The organism is Marinobacter sp. NP-4(2019), assembly GCF_003994855.1.
In the GTDB taxonomy this organism is placed as follows: domain Bacteria; phylum Pseudomonadota; class Gammaproteobacteria; order Pseudomonadales; family Oleiphilaceae; genus Marinobacter.
Genome location: NZ_CP034143.1, coordinates 30,079 through 46,938, shown reverse-complemented (window position 1 = coordinate 46,938; position 16,860 = coordinate 30,079). Strand labels below are relative to the sequence as shown.

The window sequence follows — 16,860 nt, the reverse complement described above, 5'->3', positions numbered from 1 at the left end:
TTTTGAATTATATATTTTATTTCCAAACCATGGAATCGGTTCGGTTTCGTACCTGAGAACGCTTCTTTGACCTCCCTTCCGTACTCTGATTGCCAAGCGACACCAAACCCGGTGCTCGTGAAGCTCAACGCAATATGAAGAGGTCATGTATGAAAACCAAATTACGCAAAACCGCTGTTCCCGCAGTGGCCGCAGCAATCTTCAGCCTGATGTTTGCCGGTAGCGCCCAAGCTCATTGTGATGCTCTGGACGGTCCCGTGATTACCGAAGCCCGTGCGGCACTGGAGTCAGGCAATGTTAAGCCCTTGCTCAAATGGGTGCCGGCAAAGGATGAGGCCGAAATCAAAAGGGTATTCGCCGATGTGCGCCAAGTCCGCGGGCAAAGCGAAACTGCGAAAAACATTGCCGATCAGCATCTGTTCTCGACGCTCGTTGAGGTTCATCGTGCCTCCGAAGGCGCACCCTTTACCGGCATCAAGCCTTCCGGACAGATTGATCCGGGTTTAATGGCGGCGGATGCGGCGTTGGAAAACGGGCAAATTGATCGCCTCGTGGCAAATATAACCCGCAAGATCGAGAACGGTATTCGTGAGCGTTATCATGAGGCTCAGCGTGCAAGGGCCATGGCTGATCAAAGCAGCGATAAGGGGCGTGCCTTTGTCGCTGACTACGTCAATTACATTCACTATATAGAGGGCGTGCATGGCGCTGCTGGAGGGCAGGGGCACTAATTCCTATCTTCACGCAGACGCAAAGCAGGCTGACGGCCTGCTTTGCCGTTGTATTCATTTCCAGTTTCGCCTTCGGCTGAATTGGTACCATCATTCTATTAAGGCGCATCAAAAAACATAAATGAAGCCAACACCAATCTCCGCTTCATAATCATTCCGGGATATCGGGCAGCCATATTACTAACTGAGGGGCGTGCTGTGTTTTATCTAATTTCGGTATTTCCGCAATTAGAGAAAAAAATTCCAAGCGCCAGGTATGGAAGGCGTATCAGCGCGTTAAATCAAATCGAGGTGCGGCCGGTGTAGATGGCCAGACGATTCAGGACTTTGATCGAGACTTGAGTAAGAACCTCTATCTAATTTGGAATCGGATGTCCTCCGGCAGCTATTTCCCACCGTCCGTCAAAGCAGTTCCAATTCCGAAGAAAAGTGGAGGAGAAAGATTGCTCGGGGTACCCACGGTTAGCGATCGTATAGCGTAAACTGTGGTTACTATGACGCTGGAACCTATCCTGGAACCTGTCTTTCATGTGGACTCGTACGGGTATCGGTGCGGGAAATCCGCGCATGATGCGCTTGTGATCACGCGAAAGCGGTGCTGGGAAAGGGACTGGGTGCTGGAGTATGACATCCGTGGCTTGTTTGATCATATTGATCATGAGCTATTGCTCAAGGCTCTTGACCACCATTGCTCTGAATCCTGGGTGCTGCTGTATGTGAGGCGCTGGCTAACGGCACCGATGCAGACGAAAGATGGTAAGCAGGAACGACGGAACGTTGGCACACCACAAGGTGGCCCGTTATCGCCAGTTCTGGCAAACCTGTTTCTGCATTATGCATTGGATCGTTGGCTGACCGTTCGTCATCCGGATATCCCATTCTGCCGATATGCAGATGACGGAATACTGCGTTGTCGAAGTGAGCGTGAGGCTCAGTATCTGCATTCCCAGCTAGATATGCGTGAGGTGGACCCAATAGCTATTCACAGAGATGCCCAACAAACGAGTATACTGGCCTGTGTTTGTCCAGGCTGCTCGGATAAATCACCATCAGCTCCTTGCTAAGGCCAGGCTCACTCACGGGAATAGCCACCAGACTTCCATTTTGGACCTCCTCCCGTACAGAACTTTCAAGCACCAACGATGCGCCAAGTCCGACCTTAACCGCTTGCTTGACGGCTTCGGTGCTACCCAGCTGCATAGATACCGTCGGAAATGGCCCATGCTCACCGAAGTAGGTCGCCAAAAGCCGGCCAGTGCCGGTGCCGGGTTCGCCGCCGATCAGAGCCATGTTAGACAGCGTATCGCGGTCGATATCGGTTCGACGGGCTAACGGGTGACCAGGCGGAACGATTAGAACAACGGGCTCGTTACGCCACGCCTGAGCATGGAATCCGGGTAGATCATGCCACCACTCCATAATCGCCACGTCCAGCTCACCGTCCGATAAATGCCGTGCAATAGTCGGATTGGAATCTATTACCACATCCACCTCGGGCCCTACGCCCAGCTCCTTGTAACGACGGATGTAGGGCTGGAGCATATAAATCCCAATATTGGAGCTCGCCCCAACGCGAAGTCGAGCCTCCATAATGGAAGATCTCGCCTGCTCCTCCAGCCGGAGCAGACTTCGGGCAAAAGGCAACAAGGTTAAGGCAGCCCGGGTTGGCTCACAGCCAGAGCGCCCCCTGTGGACCAATAAAACGCCAAGTTGGTTTTCGAGTTTTTGAAGGTGCTGGGACAGTGTGGGTTGTGCGATGTCCAACTGGCGGGCTGCGGCCTGAAACCCGTTGTGGTCCAGCACCGCCACGAAACTCTTCAGCCAGACAAGATTCAGCATGGGCCGCTCTCGCGGCCACTGGGATCATTGATCGCATCACCCGGCCGCTCACCCCGAAGCACTTGCAGAATGTTCCGAGCAGCGCGTTGCTCGATAGCCAGACGCACCTGGCTGACTGCCGATCCGATGTGAGCAGTAAACAGCGTGTTGGGGTGGGCCCTGAGCCCCTGGGCGATCTCCCTCGGACGATCTTCTCTCGCCCAATCTTCCATCTCAAACACATCAGCGGCGTACCCCCCAACTGACCGGATTGAAGCGCTTGCAGAACACTACCCTCATCCACCACAGATCCACGGCAGGGATTGATAAGGAATGCGCCCGGTTTCATTCCTGTTAGCGTTTCGCGATTAATGGTGTGGAGGGTTTGCTCATTGAGCGCCAGTGCCAGGATCACAATATCTGACTGGGCCAGCAGCATCTTGAGGGGAGTATGGGACAAACCCAGTGCCTGCTCATGCTGCACGGGTAAACGTTCCGGCTGGGAATAGATTAAATCCGCTCCCCATCCGTTCAGGCGCTGCGCCACCGCTTGGCCGATGGCCCCCATACCCACAATACCAATCCGTGAGCCTTCGATCCCCTGCCCATAGAAGCGTGGTGTCCAGCCAGTAAATTCACCGGATCGAACGAAGTGGTCCGCCGCCTTGACTTGTCGGGTGAGACTGATCGTCAGCCCGACCGTTAGCTCTGCAGTAGGCACGGTTAGCAAATCCGGTACAAATGTCAGCCAAACCCCATGACGCGTGCAGGCATCCACATCAAAGTTGTCATAGCCTTTCAGGGCTGCACCAATCACCTTCAAGCGCGGACACCCCTGTAGGAACTCCACTCCAACTCGGTCTGGCATGAACGCCATCATCGCATCAGCGTCTGCAACGCGCGCAGCCACTTCCTCCTGGGGCAACGTGGCGCCGGATTGGTTGGTGACCAGCTCGCAATCTTGGGCAAGTTCATCCAGAACACTGTCATGGATCTTATGGGTTATCACAACCTTGGGTTTCATCGACGTTCCTTATTTGAATTTCTTACGAAGGCGGCCACTGAGACTGTCCACGACGGTGACCATCAACAAGATGACAATGAGAATGGCGCTGACTTCCTGATACTGCATGATTCTCAGCGAGCCCATCAATTCGAAGCCAATACCACCGGCACCCACCATGCCCATTACGGTCGAGGCACGGAAATTGTATTCCCAGCGATAAATGGACACGTCCGCGAATTGAGGAAGTGCTTGTGGCAGCACGGCGTGATAGAGCACCTGCAAGCGAGTAGCGCCGGCAGCATCGGCCGCTTCCACTGGCGCCTCATCTACATGCTCAATCGCTTCGGCAAAAAACTTTCCAACCATGCCAATGGAGTGAAGACCGAGCGCCAGTACGCCAGGCAACGCCCCAAAACCAACAGCAGCCACGAAGATGATGCCCATGATCAGTTCCGGGACTGAACGCAAACCGTTTAAAAGGGTTCGAGTTACTTGGAACACCACCGGATGTGGAGAGGTGTTGCGCGCAGCCAGGAATGCCAGTGGCACAGACAAGGTTACTGCAATGGCAGTACCGGCAATGCTCATCGCAAGCGTGTCGATTAACGGCGACACCCAGCTGGCCACATTGGTGAAGTCAGGTGGAAGAGATTCGCCAATGAGTGTGCCTATGGCTGGCACGCCATTGGCAAGTGTATTGAAATTGAGCAGCCCTACGTACCAACTTGCGACAAAAATGATGAGCAGCACTAACAGCGACTGTCCGAGTTTTTTCCGCCAGCCTTTCGCGTGCTCATCCAGCACGGAGGCCGACGGGGCCGGCGACAGAGTCGCCGGTTCCGTCGTTGTATAGTTCATGGGGCACTCCTCACATTTTTGCGAAATCAAGATTGAGCAGGCCACCCATAGCGCGGATGACATCGTAATCTTCGTCGGTAATTGCCGCGAATCCCTCAGCCTTCAGGTTGTCGAGAATCTCCGGGTCATCGATCTGCAGAAAGGCTTTCTGAATGTTGCTCTTCAGCTCAGGGGCCAGGTTCGAACGCATGGCCCAGGGGTATTGAGGAAAGTCACCGCTGTAGCCCAGCACTTTGACCTTGCTCCGATCAATCAAACCGCGGTCCATCACATGCTCGAAGATAACTTCGGACAACCCTCCGGCGTCGGCATTGCCATTGGCGACGTTAACCGCAACAGCGTCATGGCTACCGACGAAATGAGCCTCATAGTCCTTTCCGGCTTCGAGCTCTGCCTTCTCAAGGAGTACGGTCTTGGGGATCAGGTGGCTGGAAGTGGATGCGCGGTCACCGTAGGCCATTTTCTTGCCTTTGATATCCGCGAAGGAGCCAACGCCAGAGTCCGCATTGGCAATAATGATGGAGCGATAAGTCGGCTTCCCGTCTACCACCATGGCGGCAAAGGGTTCAATGTCACTCTTACTCTTGGCCATCACATAGGACAACGGACCAAAGTAAGCCAGGTCAATTCGGCCAAAACGCATGGCTTCGATCATGGAGGAGTAATCGGTGGTAACAATCAGTTCTACTTCCTTACCAAGAGTGGTTTCCAGGTAATCCTTCAAAGGTTGGTTTCGCTTGATCAGTTCTGACGCGTTCTCATCCGGCAGCAAGGCAACTTTCAAAAGATCAGGGTCTGTATCTGCGGCATGGGCTGACCAATGGATGCCGAGCATCATTATCAGAGCCAGCAAAGAGTGAATCATTGTCTTCATTGTGCTATCTCCAGTACGTCTGTCGTTATCGGGGTGGTCTTAGGTTTATGGATGGCTGGTTTGCCTTCCGCAGCTACCACGCTGGGTGAACGGTGGTAAATCTCGTCCAGGTGTTTCGATTTCAGGTTTTCAGGAGCATCGTCAAAAACGATATGAGCGTTCGAAAGGCCGATGATCCGGTCTGCAAAACGCTGGGCGTATTCCAATTGGTGCAAGGAAATAACCGCGGTGATTCCATCTTCCTGACAAATATCGCGCAGTAGGCCGAGTACCTTTTCAGAAGTGGCCGGATCCAGGCTGGCAACGGGCTCATCGGCAAGAATCATGGATGGTTGCTGCACCAATGCTCTGGCGATTCCAACCCGCTGCTGCTGGCCGCCGGACAACTGATCTACTCGGGAAAGCGCTTTGTCAGCCAGACCTACGCGGTCGAGGCATTGCAGAGCCAACTCCAGGTCCTGCCGGGGCAGGGGAAGCAGGCTTCGCCAAGTACCGTGATACGCAAGTCTGCCTGTCAGCACATTCTGTAACGCGGTGTATCGTTCGATCAGCTGGTGATGCTGGAACACCATGGCGGTGCGGCTGCGGTGCTGTCGCAGGATTCTACGGTTGGTCAGTTCACCAAACTCGCCAGACACAACCTTCCCGGTTGTGGGCTTAACCAGGTGATTCAGTGAACGAAGCAGAGTGGATTTACCCGCGCCTGAAAGTCCCAGTAGCACGGTGAATTCGCCCTTGTGAAAGTGAACGTTGGTGGGTTTGAGCGCGAGGACGTTTCCCGGGTAGGTTACGCCCATACTCTCGACTCGAAGCATCACATTGGTTGATTGAGTTGGCGCCACAGGATCACCTTTTGCAATAAATAAGCTCGCCGTATTGCGAGTTACAATTGAACGGTAAAGCTGAGAGATGACACTGTCGTGTCACTGACGTGACAGGTTGATGAAGTGCTTTTGGTTCGCAAGGATTTTCCGAAGGGCTCTGTGAAATACATGGAGCTCAGCCAAAGTGGAACGAGCCACCCAGGAGCTTAAGCAACAAAAATTGCGTTCCACCGTCAGTCGGCGAATCTCACGGTACAGTTCGTCCGTGCTGAGTTCATCGAATTGCTTACCGACTATACTCTTGCCTTCGAGGAGGTCGGACGCGCTCTCCAATAGGTCGCGCTTCCAGGTGCTGACTATGGTGGGGTGGATCTGGAAACGGGCAGCAATTCAAGGTGTGGCCTTAAGGGTGGGCAAGGACAGCCTTGCACTTACTAATTCGAAATAAAGTAAGCGAACATTACCCGGAGATATAAGCCAAATCCGGATGGCCAAAAAACGATTTCAATAGTCGTGGCAATTTTTGCAAACGTCGAACTGCGTCGCCGCGTGCAGGTTGGTTTGAATAAGGGCGAGGCTAAGAACGCGCTGGCTCGTGCCGTCTTCCTGAACCGGCTCGGTGAACTCCGCGATCGCAGTTACGAGAATCAACGCTACCGTGCAAGCGGACTCAATCTCGTCGTCAGCGCTATTATCCTTTGGAATACGGTTTATATGGAGCGGGCGGTTCAAGCACTGCGCGAAGACGGCCGGGATATCGACGAGACGCTTCTGCGGCATCTTTCTCCCTTGGGCTGGGAGCACATCAACCTGACCGGCGACTATATCTGGCAGCAGGACAAACAGGTCGAACAAGGAAAGTACCGATCGTTACGAACACTGCAGAGGTCTTAGCGTACGATTTTTTCCGTTTCGTGAGCTGACCCCTCATTCAGTGCGCGTTGCAGGACCAGAGGCATATCAGTTTCCTTGTTAGTCAGGAGGTGAAAATGAGCTCACCAGTATGGAAGGTTCGCAAAGGTTGGACTCCAGAAGTCCTGTCGGGAAGGAGCCCTTCGAACACTTTGATAACTTCAATTCCAGGAATCGACTTGTACGCAGTCCGTTTCGTAAGCTGAACATAGGCGTCCAACGGGTTCATTGCCGGTACGTCGAAGCTGAACGTCTTGCGTTGTTCGGTAACAATATCGATGCTGAATGGGCGAGCACGTCCTGGGCGATCTCCGTCTGAAACGTCGGCCCTGGAGAAGAGTGTTGCCACCAACGGTTCAATGAAACCGTTATCCATTTGATCGGATACGGCTAAACCCTCCAGGTAGCCTGAAAGCCGATATCTCCATTCCAGGCCTTCGATCTCGTCTTTCGACGGATGCAGATTCTTCAGATAGCGAATTGGATTTGGATTGCCGCGTTTGATGCGCCCTTCAATATCCCTGAATAGATCTTTTACCCGGTCTTCGCTCAGATGTGTCATAGGTGATCCGTTGTGGTCTCGATTTCCGAAATAGCGTCTGCCAACAACCGCTGAAAGTCGGGACTATATGGAGAGGCAATCTGTGGTTGAACCAGGAAATTGGAGCTACCCATGGTGGTTTAACCTCTCGTTCCGATGCTTGAGAGAATCGAAAGAGCCTCTCCATTAGTCAAACCTCCGGGCAGCTTTTCCTGAAGGAGAGCGTGGGCCTGAGGGCTTTTCCTGGCAAGGTTGAATAAAACCTCGGTTACTTCTATGGATGCGGGATCCTGGGCAGGATGGAGTTCGGCCAGTGACCTGGCTATCTCAACTCGTTCGCTGATGGCATTGTGGGCGGCTGTATTCTCGAACTCTGAAGGATGTGTGGCATTAATCGTATTGGAAGTAAGCGGTTGGTCATTTGAGAAAAAGCGCTCGAAATTAACCTCTGGTAGTAGGACTGTCAGCTTGAAGAGGCTGGGCATCGAGTAGTAGGAGGTAACAACACCAAGGACGAAGCCTATAAATAGTCTCAACATGGTGTTTCTCCCTTTGTCTGATGGGCGACCACCCTGGTCGCCCAGCCGTTATTAACGGGTTAACGCGGCTTTGGTTCTGAGTGCGAGACTGCCTGCAACATCGGCCGGTGTTATCGGGGAGTCTTCTCTAACCCAAACGGTAATGGTGATTTGGCTTTTATCGGTAGCCTGCTTTTCGATCTTATGATCGATGACGTATCTACCATTACCGTGCTCTCTCGGTGCACGCATGTGATAGTAGGCAGAAGGCGACGCGCTATAGGCAGTGTCAAATTGATTGAGCTTGTCGTCAGCAACGATGCCCCACTCCTGGCGAATCTCCTGTTCCGTATAATATCGGTACTCTTTTTTTACCTTCACAAACGCAACATCCACGTCGATTGGAGCCGAGAACGTTGTTGTTTGCTCAATGTATGAAGAGCTTTTCTTTGCTGGTTCATCCGCCTGAGCAGTCTCGGCGATAGAGGCTGAGTTTCGGGACTCAATGGTGCTGCCGGGCGCTGATCCATCGTGATTGATGGGTTTGCCGGTAAGAGGATTGTTGATGCAGGTAAGGCACCTGCCATCGTTGGTGTAGATGTGTTCGCCACCGGCGCAACCAGCAAGTACGCCGATAAGCCCGAGGGCCAAACCGAGGTTGATCAATTTCACTGGGTTCTCCTTGCACGTCTTTTTCTTGGTTTGCTTCGAAAACCAGGGCCCGGGCGGACTGAGAGTCTGACGAGGAAAAGGAAACCCATGAGTGACCATCCTGAAGCCGGATTGAGTTTGCCGTTAAACGGCAATCAACCTGGCAAAAATGGGTCACAGCACAAAGACCTATTTGGTTGGTGGTAGACGTGGGTGAACCCGGGGGTTCGCACACAAGCCTCTCACGGAGAGAAATCCCATTCCTGAACTCGACCCAGATCTCTGGGGCACTTTCCTTAGTTGATGGCCAGATCGGGCCATTGAGTTTTAAGGATTCAGATACAAGTTTGCCCCCGATTGGTGTATCGGAGCAACGTCCTGAGGTCGTTCGAAGAGTGTCGGATTCAATATTGAGAGCAAAATCATGTTTCCCTGATTATTTATTGACCACATGCGACATGCACATAGTAGAATCAGGCTGGTGCCATGGAGGCGCTGAATAAAAGCTTTCACGCTTTTTTTGACGACAGGGATGTACATACCATGATCAAACCCCGCGCCATCATCGCTGGGATTATTCCCGCCATCTTTATCGTTCTGTTACTGGCCTTGCTGCTGGCCAAGCAAATGGATTCGTTTCAAAAGCACACACACCCATGGCCACCACTATCAGGAGCACCACTGAGCGCTTTTGAAAACCCGCATCCACTCGAGTCGGACAACGGTACGCTGAACCTGGATGAAATCCCCTCGACTGTGTTGTTGTCGGTATTTTTGTTCCTCTTAGCCGTTGCAGCGATTGCCTGCTCCCGCGCGATGAGAGGTTCCAGGGGCACCATGGTTTTTCTGTGGGCTCTGGCGAGTTTGCTGTCCGGGCTGTACCTCCTCTCGTTACGGAGTTTTCCCTTCGATTCGTACCTCTCGGAATTGACCGTCGCAGCGCTTGTCTTCGCTGTTGTTGGCAATCTTCTGCTCGGATTTTGGCTTTCACAGCTTAAAGGACGGTATGTCGCTCAGGGTAAAGCGATTGTGATGAAGCAAAATCTGCTGGCCATTGCTGCACATGAGCTGCGCACACCGATCACAAATCTCCGATCTCAAGCGGATTTGGCATTGGCCTATATCGATGGGGCCGCTCTTGGGGATGCCAGGGGAATCCTGCAAATGAGTCTTGATGACTTGGATACGCTTGACCATCACATAAAGTCTATCCTCGCCCTGGCGGCTCTGGAGAACGGGACTCTCAAGTCCAGAAAAGACTGGTTTGCAGTGACGAAAATGTGCAATGAGTTGAACGGACAGTTCGCCGGCACGGCGAATGTCGCCCTGATATGGGATTGCGTCAGTGATCCTAGAATTGGAGTTACTGAGGTTTACTCAGACTACGATTTAATCAAAGTGGTGGTTCGGAACGCGATCGAAAACGCGTTTAAACATACGTCCGATGGTTTCGTGAAAATATCGATGTCTCTCCGAGACAAAGGAATTTCGATTTCTGTGCGAGACACCGGGGCTGGCATGTCCACCGCTGAGATGAATGCGCTGCTATGGCACAAAGACCCGCTTTCGCTTGGTATCCGTCGCGGAAAAGATGGATGGGGCATCGGGATGCCAGTAATGAAGAAATTCTCCGAATTCCTTGGTGGGAGAATCAGGATCGACAGTAAGCCAGGCTTCGGGACCTGCCTGACGATCGATCTGCCCGTTGATTACCGGACCGGAGAGCTCCCCAAGCAAGCTGCAGTTCTGCCGGATCATGATATGGATCACGAGCCTGGGTCGATCCGGACATCAGAAAGCGGAGACCAGAAAACAAAGGTACTGTTGATTGACGATAACCACACTTTTCTTAAGCAAATGCAGCGTTTTTTTGCACCGAAGATTCTTGGAATTCCAGACGTCGAATTAACGGTCTGCGATGACCCGGTTTCGGGTATCACGAGACTCGAAGAACAACGATTTGATCTGCTCTTGGTCGATTTCCACATGCCCCATGTTGATGGCCTAAAGCTGCTCGAATGGCTGGCCAGTCATGAGCATCCAAACCAGGGAATGGTTAAGATTATGCTCACCGCCGACCCAAGTATTCCGGAACGAAAGCGTGCGGCGATTGTTGCTGCCGGTGCAAGAATTGTCTCTAAAGGGATGCCAATCGAAGACATGAAGATCTTGGTTGCGGGGGTTAAGGAACAGAAAGTCCGAAACCAGGCGCAGATACGTGCAGCTGTCGAACTGACCGCTATCTGAAGGTGGCTGACACCCACGAATAGTTTTCCACGACTGGTATAGCATCGAAGAGAACGTCCAGGCTGTCTTTGTTTGAGGGATTTAACTGATTGCCACGGGGATGTCAGCCCATCGAGTCGTGTAAGCAGGCGAAAGATTTTCTCTTCGCATTTGCCAGCTTTGGTTTTTGTGAATCTGCCGGCCAAACTGGATCGTGTTTTTGCCAGCGATGCTGTTGATCTTGTCTAAGGTCCGCATCAGCTTCCGGTTGCGCTCGTCGTCCTCGACCTGGCTGAAAAAATCGGATTGGCAAGCACCAGGCACCCGGAAGTCTGTCAGTACAATGCCCGCTTTGTTGTATCGGTACCCCTCCCGCCACAACGACCGGGCAATACTGACCGCATGTCGTACGATTTCCCGGGTGTCTGAGGTCGGGAATGGCAGAGTAATCCCTTGCTGGTTGGCGTAGTGGTGACCGGTTCGAAACCGGCTCGTTGACATGAACGCGGCCAGATACCCGCAATCCCGGTTTTCGCGACGCAGCTTCTCAGACGCTCGGGATGCGTGAGCGGTAATCGCGGCAAGCATGGAGTTCAGATCGGTGACGGGTGCCCCGAAGGACTTTGAACATAGAATCTGCTGCTTTGCCGGTGCTACTTCGAGAAGGTCTGAATGACATGGTATGCCGTTCAGCTCCCTGACGGTGCGCTCGACCACGACTGAAAAGTGATCTCGTATCCATTTAGGATCGGAATCGGCTAGATCCAGAGCGGTCTTTATTCCCAGGGCATCCAGTCGTTTGCTCAGTTTCCTGCCGATTCCCCATACTTCTTCCACCGGTGTCAGGTGCATAAGACGTCGTTGCCGGTCTCGGTCAGTCAGATCCACGACACCCCGGGTGGCGGGATAGTGTTTTGCGGCGTGGTTAGCTAATTTTGCCAATGTCGGACTTGGAGCGATTCCGACACAGATAGGTAAGCCCGTCCATATTCGCACCAGCTCTTTGACGTGGTGGCCGAAATCCAGATACGACACAACGGAATCGATACCGGTCAGATCAAGAAAGGCTTCATCAATACTGTAGGGCATGACCCGAGGTGCGCATTCCGCCAGGGCAAGCATGAATCGATGGGACATATCTCCGTAGAGTGCATAGTTGGATGAGCAAACAATCAGGCCGTGCTTTTCGACGTACTCCCGCAACTCAAAAATGGGTTGGCCCATCTTTATACCGAGCGCTTTCGCCTCCGGTGATCGTGCAACGGCACAGCCATCGTTGTTACTGGCGACAACGACTGGCCGGCCACGAAACGCTGGATTGAATAACTGCTCGCAGCTGGCGTAAAAGCTGTTCATGTCACAAAGAGCGAACACCTGTTTCATGTCAGAGCGCATGCACCACGGTGGTTACAACACCGAAAATTTCGAGTTCATCCTCCTCCCGAAGCGTGATGTCGGGGTAATCTTCGCTTTCTGCCCGCAACACAGGCCGGCTCGGAACACTCAGGTCCAGGCGTTTGCACACAAACTCGCCGTCAACGGACGCAATGACGATCTTGCGATGTCCCGGTGGCAGACTGCGATCGACAACCAGCACATCGCCATCGTGAATCCCCGCCCTTTCCATGGAGGAGCCGGATGCACGAACGAAGTAGGTTGCAGCCGGCGTCCGAATACACAGGTCGTCCAAAGACAGTGTTTTTTCAATGTAATCTTGGGCCGGAGACGGGAAGCCGGCCTTGACCGCATCACTGAAGAAGGCAATGGAGCTTCGGAGTTGCTCTGTTGGACGGAAAATCTGTTTGATCAGCATTGGACACCGCATCTCAATAAACTGTATGGATGAACAGTATATTGCTTGAAGGTGGTTTGATCGACCCCCGCAAACTTTGGTCTGAATTTTTATACCAGATCCGCTTCCGACACCCAGAGTGGCCAGCCTTCATCTTCGGAGCATGGCTAAACAAAGGAGAAGGCTTTTCCGTCCTGAGCGTTGCGCGGCGTAGCCGTGCCAAGGTTATGTCAGGTTATTAAAGAGAATTGAAGGTTAGTTCAGGAGCGAGTTTGGATTTCATCTGAGAGGTTGCGGGATACTCCTGCTTTTCTTCGTTTGCTAAAGCCGATCTGGTATAAAAAACCATATCATTAAAGATTAAGATGACGCTAATTCTCGGATCATCCGAAAACCGCAGGGGCATAACGCACAACTATAAACCGTGGACCAACGTTTCCCTGGTCAGCTTGAGAGCCCCCTTACCCAATTATCAAATTCGGCAGGTAGGTGCAGCTCCGCTTTAACACGCGAGATCGCGGTGTACACGCTGGACACGAGAGCATCTTTTGAGACCATGTTGGCCTGACTGAAAAAATCGTCGGCAATAACAACTTTTTCAAATTCCATGTTCTTGGTGTGTTCTGGCATCCCTAGCCACAGAACATTTGCAGAGCCCCTCGCCTGCCGAGACAATGATTCATCGAGGTGTTTGAGCTGATAACCGCGGGAAAGCAGGTCGACAATACGACTGATATCGGCGTGCTGCGATTCTCGCTTTACCAGTTCGTCGAAGGTTCCGTACCGGAATAAGCTTGGGAAGCTTGGGCGCGTACCGTGATTGAACAGCTCGATTACGTCGCCCATGAACCACTGCAGGGCTTTCTCCGATCCTGGCATCAACGTGAAAGCGGCTTTTTCATGGGCGCATCGCTGGAACTGCTCAAACAAGGCCCAGTATGAGCGAAAAATGATGGCGCAGTTTCCGCTCGGCGCCGGCAGGGTCTGGTAGGACACAACCCGGGTGTTTTCTGGTCTGATGCCGACAAACTCCAGCTCCGGAGTAATGGGGTGTGCCGCAAGAACCTGGTTAAAAAGCTCCGTTGTGCTCTCACCAGCCCTGACTGATACGCCTAGTTCTCGACCTCGTGATCGCCCTGGTCGCTGAGTTCCTCCGGCCCCGAAAAGGTGTTGGTATCGATCACCAAAGGTAAATGTCGCCTGTGGTGGCGGCGTTCGCTCAAGAATATTAATAATGGGCAGGGGCAGATCGTGGGCTTCATCGACCAGGGCGATACGGATCGAAGGAGGAAGCACCTTGCCTTCAACATCAGCATGCTTGATTTGGTGATAGATCCGCATTGGCAGTTCAGATTCCTGATTTGGCGGATTCACAATGACTTCCCACATCCTGCGAGCAACTTCTACCAGTATGACTTTGTCTGAGGCGGACCAGTGAGATTTTATCGTAGCGGGTAGATGTTCAGTCGTGATCTCATGACCGGAGTTGTGGCAAAACGACGTTACCGTCTTCCACGCAATTTTGGCAACCTCGGGAGGCTTCGCTCGCTGAAGCGGTTGGATCCCCAGAATATGTGCCATTTGCTCATAGGTGCGGTTGAAGCGCTGCCCCATCCGGTAACGCGAGCCCCGGGAGGGCCTGGGTGCAGGCTCTCCAGGATAGACCAGCTCTTTCATCAATTCCGCTAACGTCAATCCCCGAACGGCTTGCGTGCGTTCCATGAGCGCTGTGAGTTGCTGACGGGTGTGAGCCAGAGCTACAACAGAGAGACCTTTGGCGCTCAAGGATGCTGCAAGCGTTGTGATGAGGTAGGTCTTACCCACACCGGCGAAGCCTTGAATGGCCATGGGTTCGTCCGGCTCGGCCTCGATGGCTCGAATCAAGCGGTCATGCTCAATTGACAGCGACACATTCCGCTGCAGACCCAGGATGTTACGTTTGATGAACACCTGGTTGAACTCTTTCGAGCAACCGTAACGCCATCGGTTTTTTTGTTCCAGGTAGCTTTTGTTGGCAACGTCCGAGACTGACATGAGAAAGAACATGTCGCTGTTACCCGGAGCCAGGTCAGAAAAGTGCTCAACTCGATCCTGTACCAGGTCCTCAATTTCTGATCTGGCCTCTTGAGAATCACCAATCAGCTGGAGGCTTTCCGCAAGGAGACGTTCACTCGCAGGGCCATTAAAGGGTTTTGATGAGTTGGCCAGTTTAAACAGGGTAAACAAACCCGCCAGCTCAGCATTGGTTAAGCCGGAGAGTCTTGTCCGGTCTTTATCCAGCTCTTGTAACGTCTCAAGGCTTAGTGGGATCGCAAGTTTCGTCATGGTGTCCAATTCGTGAGTTCAGGCAATCTCAAGGATCTTTTGCTTAGGTGCAACCAAGATACCGTCAGAGTCTGGTATTGGCTAATGAAGAGATTCGTCTGCAGGAATATATGGTATAATAAACCAGACCTTAAAGTTTTTTGTGTTCACACAGTGTCCGTGCCGTACTCTGATATTGGGAGATCCAAAACATGTTGAACTCTGATGTTGGCGATGTCCCTGTCCCGCGTGACTTGATCGAGGAGCTTTCGACTGCTTATCAATCCCTCGTGGATCATTGTGAGGGGCTAAAGAAGCTATCAGAAGCGGATCATGCCAGAAATTTTGAAGTGTATATCCCAACTTTTGGCGCCACTGAAAAACAGCGCTATACCGCGGATGCGCGCAGAGCTGCGATTATAGATGCGGTTGGGCTGACCATTGACGATACTCACAACAGGAAATATGAAGCGGGCATTATTTGTGCTTCAGATGCGACAGTGTCGGCGGTCGAGCAGCTAAATGCAGCTAAAAGTCACTTCAAGGAAACTGTTCTGAAAATCCGGAACCTTTCCCTTGAGAAGCGCGGGGTATCACGAGAAACGGTGCTAAAGAACGCTCTGAAAAGTGCAGGAATTCAGACGCTTGATCTGCGGGAGTGTTACCGACAGATCCGGATCATGCCTCGTAATTTGGATTCAATCTCCTGGACCTGGGCAACCAGTCACGCCCGGATCCAGAAACTCAGCTTTGATGAGGCCATGGCGCTTGCCGAAGGACTCAGGGATCGCGATGTGGAGTTGGCAGACACCGCCGTAGATGTCCTGAGGCGAAAATGTTCACCCGATCAGCCTTTGGTCCGCCGAATCACTCTGCCGAATCAATTGCGAGCAAACTACGCCTATCGCGAGGCGGGTAAGGTCCTCCGGAAGAGTTGCCCGATTTCGGGAGTAGTTATTGCACAGCAGGAGACTCTCCCGAGGTTGGCTTGGCGTGAAAATCCAGCATTTCGTAATGAGGTTCCAGTTCGACTCCAGCGCGAATCCAAGATAGAGCCAGAACCTGTCATTCAAGCATTGAGCATTCATCGCTATGTCGACGGTCAAGCCTGAACACCCTGCTCTCCAGGCAAAGGTACGCTGTTTCGGTTCAAAGGCGGCTCTCACTGCAGAAGCGACCTACATCACCCAAGAGGGTGGCGTGCCGCTGGCTGCACTGAATTTGGAAGTCGCACCACGCCAAGGTGAACGCATTGAATGGAATAGAAAGATCGTTCTCCAATTGGGCGAGGACGACCTACCACTTCTTTGTTGTGTGTGTCTGGGCTATTTACCCAAGGCCGAGTTTAAGAGGCCAACAAAGGGGATAACGATTGAGCGCCAGCCCGGCAGGATTTACCTGGCTGCCAGCCAAGGATCAGGTACCGGATACGCCCTACCCCTGCCCATTTCACAAAGTTTTCGGCTTGGCGCACTTGCTCTTGCACAACTTAAGAAGCAGTCCGTTTGTGACGACGAGCAATTGGTATTGGCAGCGCTAAGAGGGGCGGCAGCACTGTATAAAGGTTAGGTAGAATGCCACCTGCAGCTCTCTTGCGGCTTGACTCATCCGCCAGAGATCGTGGACTCGTCGGTTTGGTATGTGGAAAGGAGCTCCAGCCCTGCCTGAGAGCAGCGCCAGGCTTCATACCCCTTATGCTGAGACGGACTGGCAGCGAGAGTATTCATTTTCTGAACGGAACCAAAATCTCACTACAGCCCGTTATTCAAAGCTTTGAACGCTCGTTCGGGCGGCAATTCCTGGTT

14 protein-coding genes and 3 pseudogenes are annotated in these 16,860 nt (G+C 52.6%); 6 read left to right on the top strand and 11 right to left on the bottom strand.

From position 1 onward, the window contains the following. Positions 1-149 precede the first annotated feature (149 nt). Both EHN06_RS20560 and EHN06_RS21805 read left to right on the top strand, forming a co-directional pair. Entirely contained in the window at positions 150-731 is a 582-nt protein-coding gene (locus tag EHN06_RS20560; protein ID WP_011784782.1) for a DUF6448 family protein, read from the top strand. A gap of 494 nt (positions 732-1,225) precedes the next feature. After that, on the top strand, positions 1,226-1,795 hold the full coding sequence (locus EHN06_RS21805) for a reverse transcriptase domain-containing protein (RefSeq protein WP_081432065.1): 570 nt from the start codon (positions 1,226-1,228) through the stop codon (positions 1,793-1,795). Here EHN06_RS21805 and EHN06_RS20545 read toward each other — a convergent pair. From EHN06_RS20545 to phnC, 5 genes and pseudogenes are all read right to left on the bottom strand, one after another. Next, positions 1,710-2,570: a LysR family transcriptional regulator gene (locus EHN06_RS20545; protein WP_011783503.1), complete on the bottom strand. Its 861-nt coding sequence runs from the start codon at positions 2,568-2,570 to the stop codon at positions 1,710-1,712. The genes EHN06_RS21805 and EHN06_RS20545 overlap by 86 nt on opposite strands. Next, positions 2,564-3,573: pseudogene (locus EHN06_RS20540) on the bottom strand (phosphonate dehydrogenase). Before EHN06_RS20540 ends, EHN06_RS20545 begins: the two are co-directional and overlap by 7 nt. Before the next feature lie 9 nt (positions 3,574-3,582). Next, positions 3,583-4,413, bottom strand: a complete 831-nt coding sequence (phnE, locus tag EHN06_RS20535; RefSeq protein WP_011784781.1) for a phosphonate ABC transporter, permease protein PhnE — start codon at positions 4,411-4,413, stop codon at positions 3,583-3,585. A 10-nt stretch (positions 4,414-4,423) separates the two neighbouring features. After that, positions 4,424-5,287, bottom strand: a complete 864-nt coding sequence (gene phnD / locus EHN06_RS20530; protein ID WP_011784780.1) for a phosphate/phosphite/phosphonate ABC transporter substrate-binding protein — start codon at positions 5,285-5,287, stop codon at positions 4,424-4,426. 95 nt (positions 5,288-5,382) lie between these two features. Next, positions 5,383-6,129: pseudogene (gene phnC / locus EHN06_RS20525) on the bottom strand (phosphonate ABC transporter ATP-binding protein); the annotation flags it as partial. A gap of 510 nt (positions 6,130-6,639) precedes the next feature. Here phnC and EHN06_RS20520 point away from each other — a divergent pair. Beyond that, positions 6,640-7,005: pseudogene (locus EHN06_RS20520) on the top strand (Tn3 family transposase); the annotation flags it as partial. An 82-nt stretch (positions 7,006-7,087) separates the two neighbouring features. Here the strand turns inward: EHN06_RS20520 and EHN06_RS20515 are convergent. The 3 genes from EHN06_RS20515 to EHN06_RS20505 form a co-directional block, all read right to left on the bottom strand. Beyond that, positions 7,088-7,585, bottom strand: a complete 498-nt coding sequence (locus tag EHN06_RS20515; RefSeq protein ID WP_011783497.1) for a hypothetical protein — start codon at positions 7,583-7,585, stop codon at positions 7,088-7,090. Between the two features lie 119 nt (positions 7,586-7,704). Then, positions 7,705-8,103: a hypothetical protein gene (locus EHN06_RS20510; protein ID WP_127334555.1), complete on the bottom strand. Its 399-nt coding sequence runs from the start codon at positions 8,101-8,103 to the stop codon at positions 7,705-7,707. A gap of 51 nt (positions 8,104-8,154) precedes the next feature. Then, positions 8,155-8,754: a hypothetical protein gene (locus EHN06_RS20505; RefSeq protein WP_072678562.1), complete on the bottom strand. Its 600-nt coding sequence runs from the start codon at positions 8,752-8,754 to the stop codon at positions 8,155-8,157. Between the two features lie 465 nt (positions 8,755-9,219). Here EHN06_RS20505 and EHN06_RS20500 point away from each other — a divergent pair, with 465 nt between their 5' ends. Further along, entirely contained in the window at positions 9,220-10,980 is a 1,761-nt protein-coding gene (locus EHN06_RS20500; RefSeq protein WP_227664044.1) for a hybrid sensor histidine kinase/response regulator, read from the top strand. A gap of 81 nt (positions 10,981-11,061) precedes the next feature. On the opposite strand, the gene umuC is transcribed toward EHN06_RS20500, so the two are convergent. The 3 genes from umuC to EHN06_RS20485 form a co-directional block, all read right to left on the bottom strand. Continuing rightward, positions 11,062-12,342 carry a translesion error-prone DNA polymerase V subunit UmuC gene (gene umuC / locus EHN06_RS20495; protein ID WP_227664045.1) on the bottom strand — a complete coding sequence of 427 codons (1,281 nt, stop codon included), beginning with the start codon at positions 12,340-12,342 and terminating at the stop codon, positions 11,062-11,064. Position 12,343: 1 nt separating this feature from the next. Further along, positions 12,344-12,772, bottom strand: coding sequence for a translesion error-prone DNA polymerase V autoproteolytic subunit (gene umuD, locus EHN06_RS20490; protein ID WP_011783492.1), 429 nt, complete (start codon positions 12,770-12,772; stop codon positions 12,344-12,346). A 423-nt stretch (positions 12,773-13,195) separates the two neighbouring features. Beyond that, positions 13,196-15,076, bottom strand: coding sequence for an AAA family ATPase (locus tag EHN06_RS20485; RefSeq protein WP_127334552.1), 1,881 nt, complete (start codon positions 15,074-15,076; stop codon positions 13,196-13,198). A 191-nt stretch (positions 15,077-15,267) separates the two neighbouring features. Between EHN06_RS20485 and EHN06_RS20480 the strand changes: the two genes are divergently transcribed. Both EHN06_RS20480 and EHN06_RS20475 read left to right on the top strand, forming a co-directional pair. Beyond that, on the top strand, positions 15,268-16,167 hold the full coding sequence (locus EHN06_RS20480; protein ID WP_058341907.1) for a DNA replication terminus site-binding protein: 900 nt from the start codon (positions 15,268-15,270) through the stop codon (positions 16,165-16,167). Continuing rightward, on the top strand, positions 16,148-16,624 hold the full coding sequence (locus EHN06_RS20475; RefSeq protein ID WP_011783486.1) for a hypothetical protein: 477 nt from the start codon (positions 16,148-16,150) through the stop codon (positions 16,622-16,624). Before EHN06_RS20480 ends, EHN06_RS20475 begins: the two co-directional genes overlap by 20 nt. Positions 16,625-16,860 lie beyond the last annotated feature (236 nt).

What these genes read in the sequence shown, in the direction of transcription:
- EHN06_RS20560 (WP_011784782.1), top strand. Translation starts at nt 150, where the DNA reads ATGAAAACCAAATTACGCAAAACCGCTGTTCCCGCAGTGGCCGCAGCA.
- EHN06_RS21805 (WP_081432065.1), top strand. Translation starts at nt 1,226, where the DNA reads ATGACGCTGGAACCTATCCTGGAACCTGTCTTTCATGTGGACTCGTAC.
- EHN06_RS20545 (WP_011783503.1), bottom strand. Translation starts at nt 2,570, where the DNA reads ATGCTGAATCTTGTCTGGCTGAAGAGTTTCGTGGCGGTGCTGGACCAC.
- phnE (WP_011784781.1), bottom strand. Translation starts at nt 4,413, where the DNA reads ATGAACTATACAACGACGGAACCGGCGACTCTGTCGCCGGCCCCGTCG.
- phnD (WP_011784780.1), bottom strand. Translation starts at nt 5,287, where the DNA reads ATGAAGACAATGATTCACTCTTTGCTGGCTCTGATAATGATGCTCGGC.
- EHN06_RS20515 (WP_011783497.1), bottom strand. Translation starts at nt 7,585, where the DNA reads ATGACACATCTGAGCGAAGACCGGGTAAAAGATCTATTCAGGGATATT.
- EHN06_RS20510 (WP_127334555.1), bottom strand. Translation starts at nt 8,103, where the DNA reads ATGTTGAGACTATTTATAGGCTTCGTCCTTGGTGTTGTTACCTCCTAC.
- EHN06_RS20500 (WP_227664044.1), top strand. Translation starts at nt 9,220, where the DNA reads ATGGAGGCGCTGAATAAAAGCTTTCACGCTTTTTTTGACGACAGGGAT.
- umuC (WP_227664045.1), bottom strand. Translation starts at nt 12,342, where the DNA reads ATGAAACAGGTGTTCGCTCTTTGTGACATGAACAGCTTTTACGCCAGC.
- umuD (WP_011783492.1), bottom strand. Translation starts at nt 12,772, where the DNA reads ATGCTGATCAAACAGATTTTCCGTCCAACAGAGCAACTCCGAAGCTCC.
- EHN06_RS20485 (WP_127334552.1), bottom strand. Translation starts at nt 15,076, where the DNA reads ATGACGAAACTTGCGATCCCACTAAGCCTTGAGACGTTACAAGAGCTG.
- EHN06_RS20480 (WP_058341907.1), top strand. Translation starts at nt 15,268, where the DNA reads ATGTTGAACTCTGATGTTGGCGATGTCCCTGTCCCGCGTGACTTGATC.
- EHN06_RS20475 (WP_011783486.1), top strand. Translation starts at nt 16,148, where the DNA reads ATGTCGACGGTCAAGCCTGAACACCCTGCTCTCCAGGCAAAGGTACGC.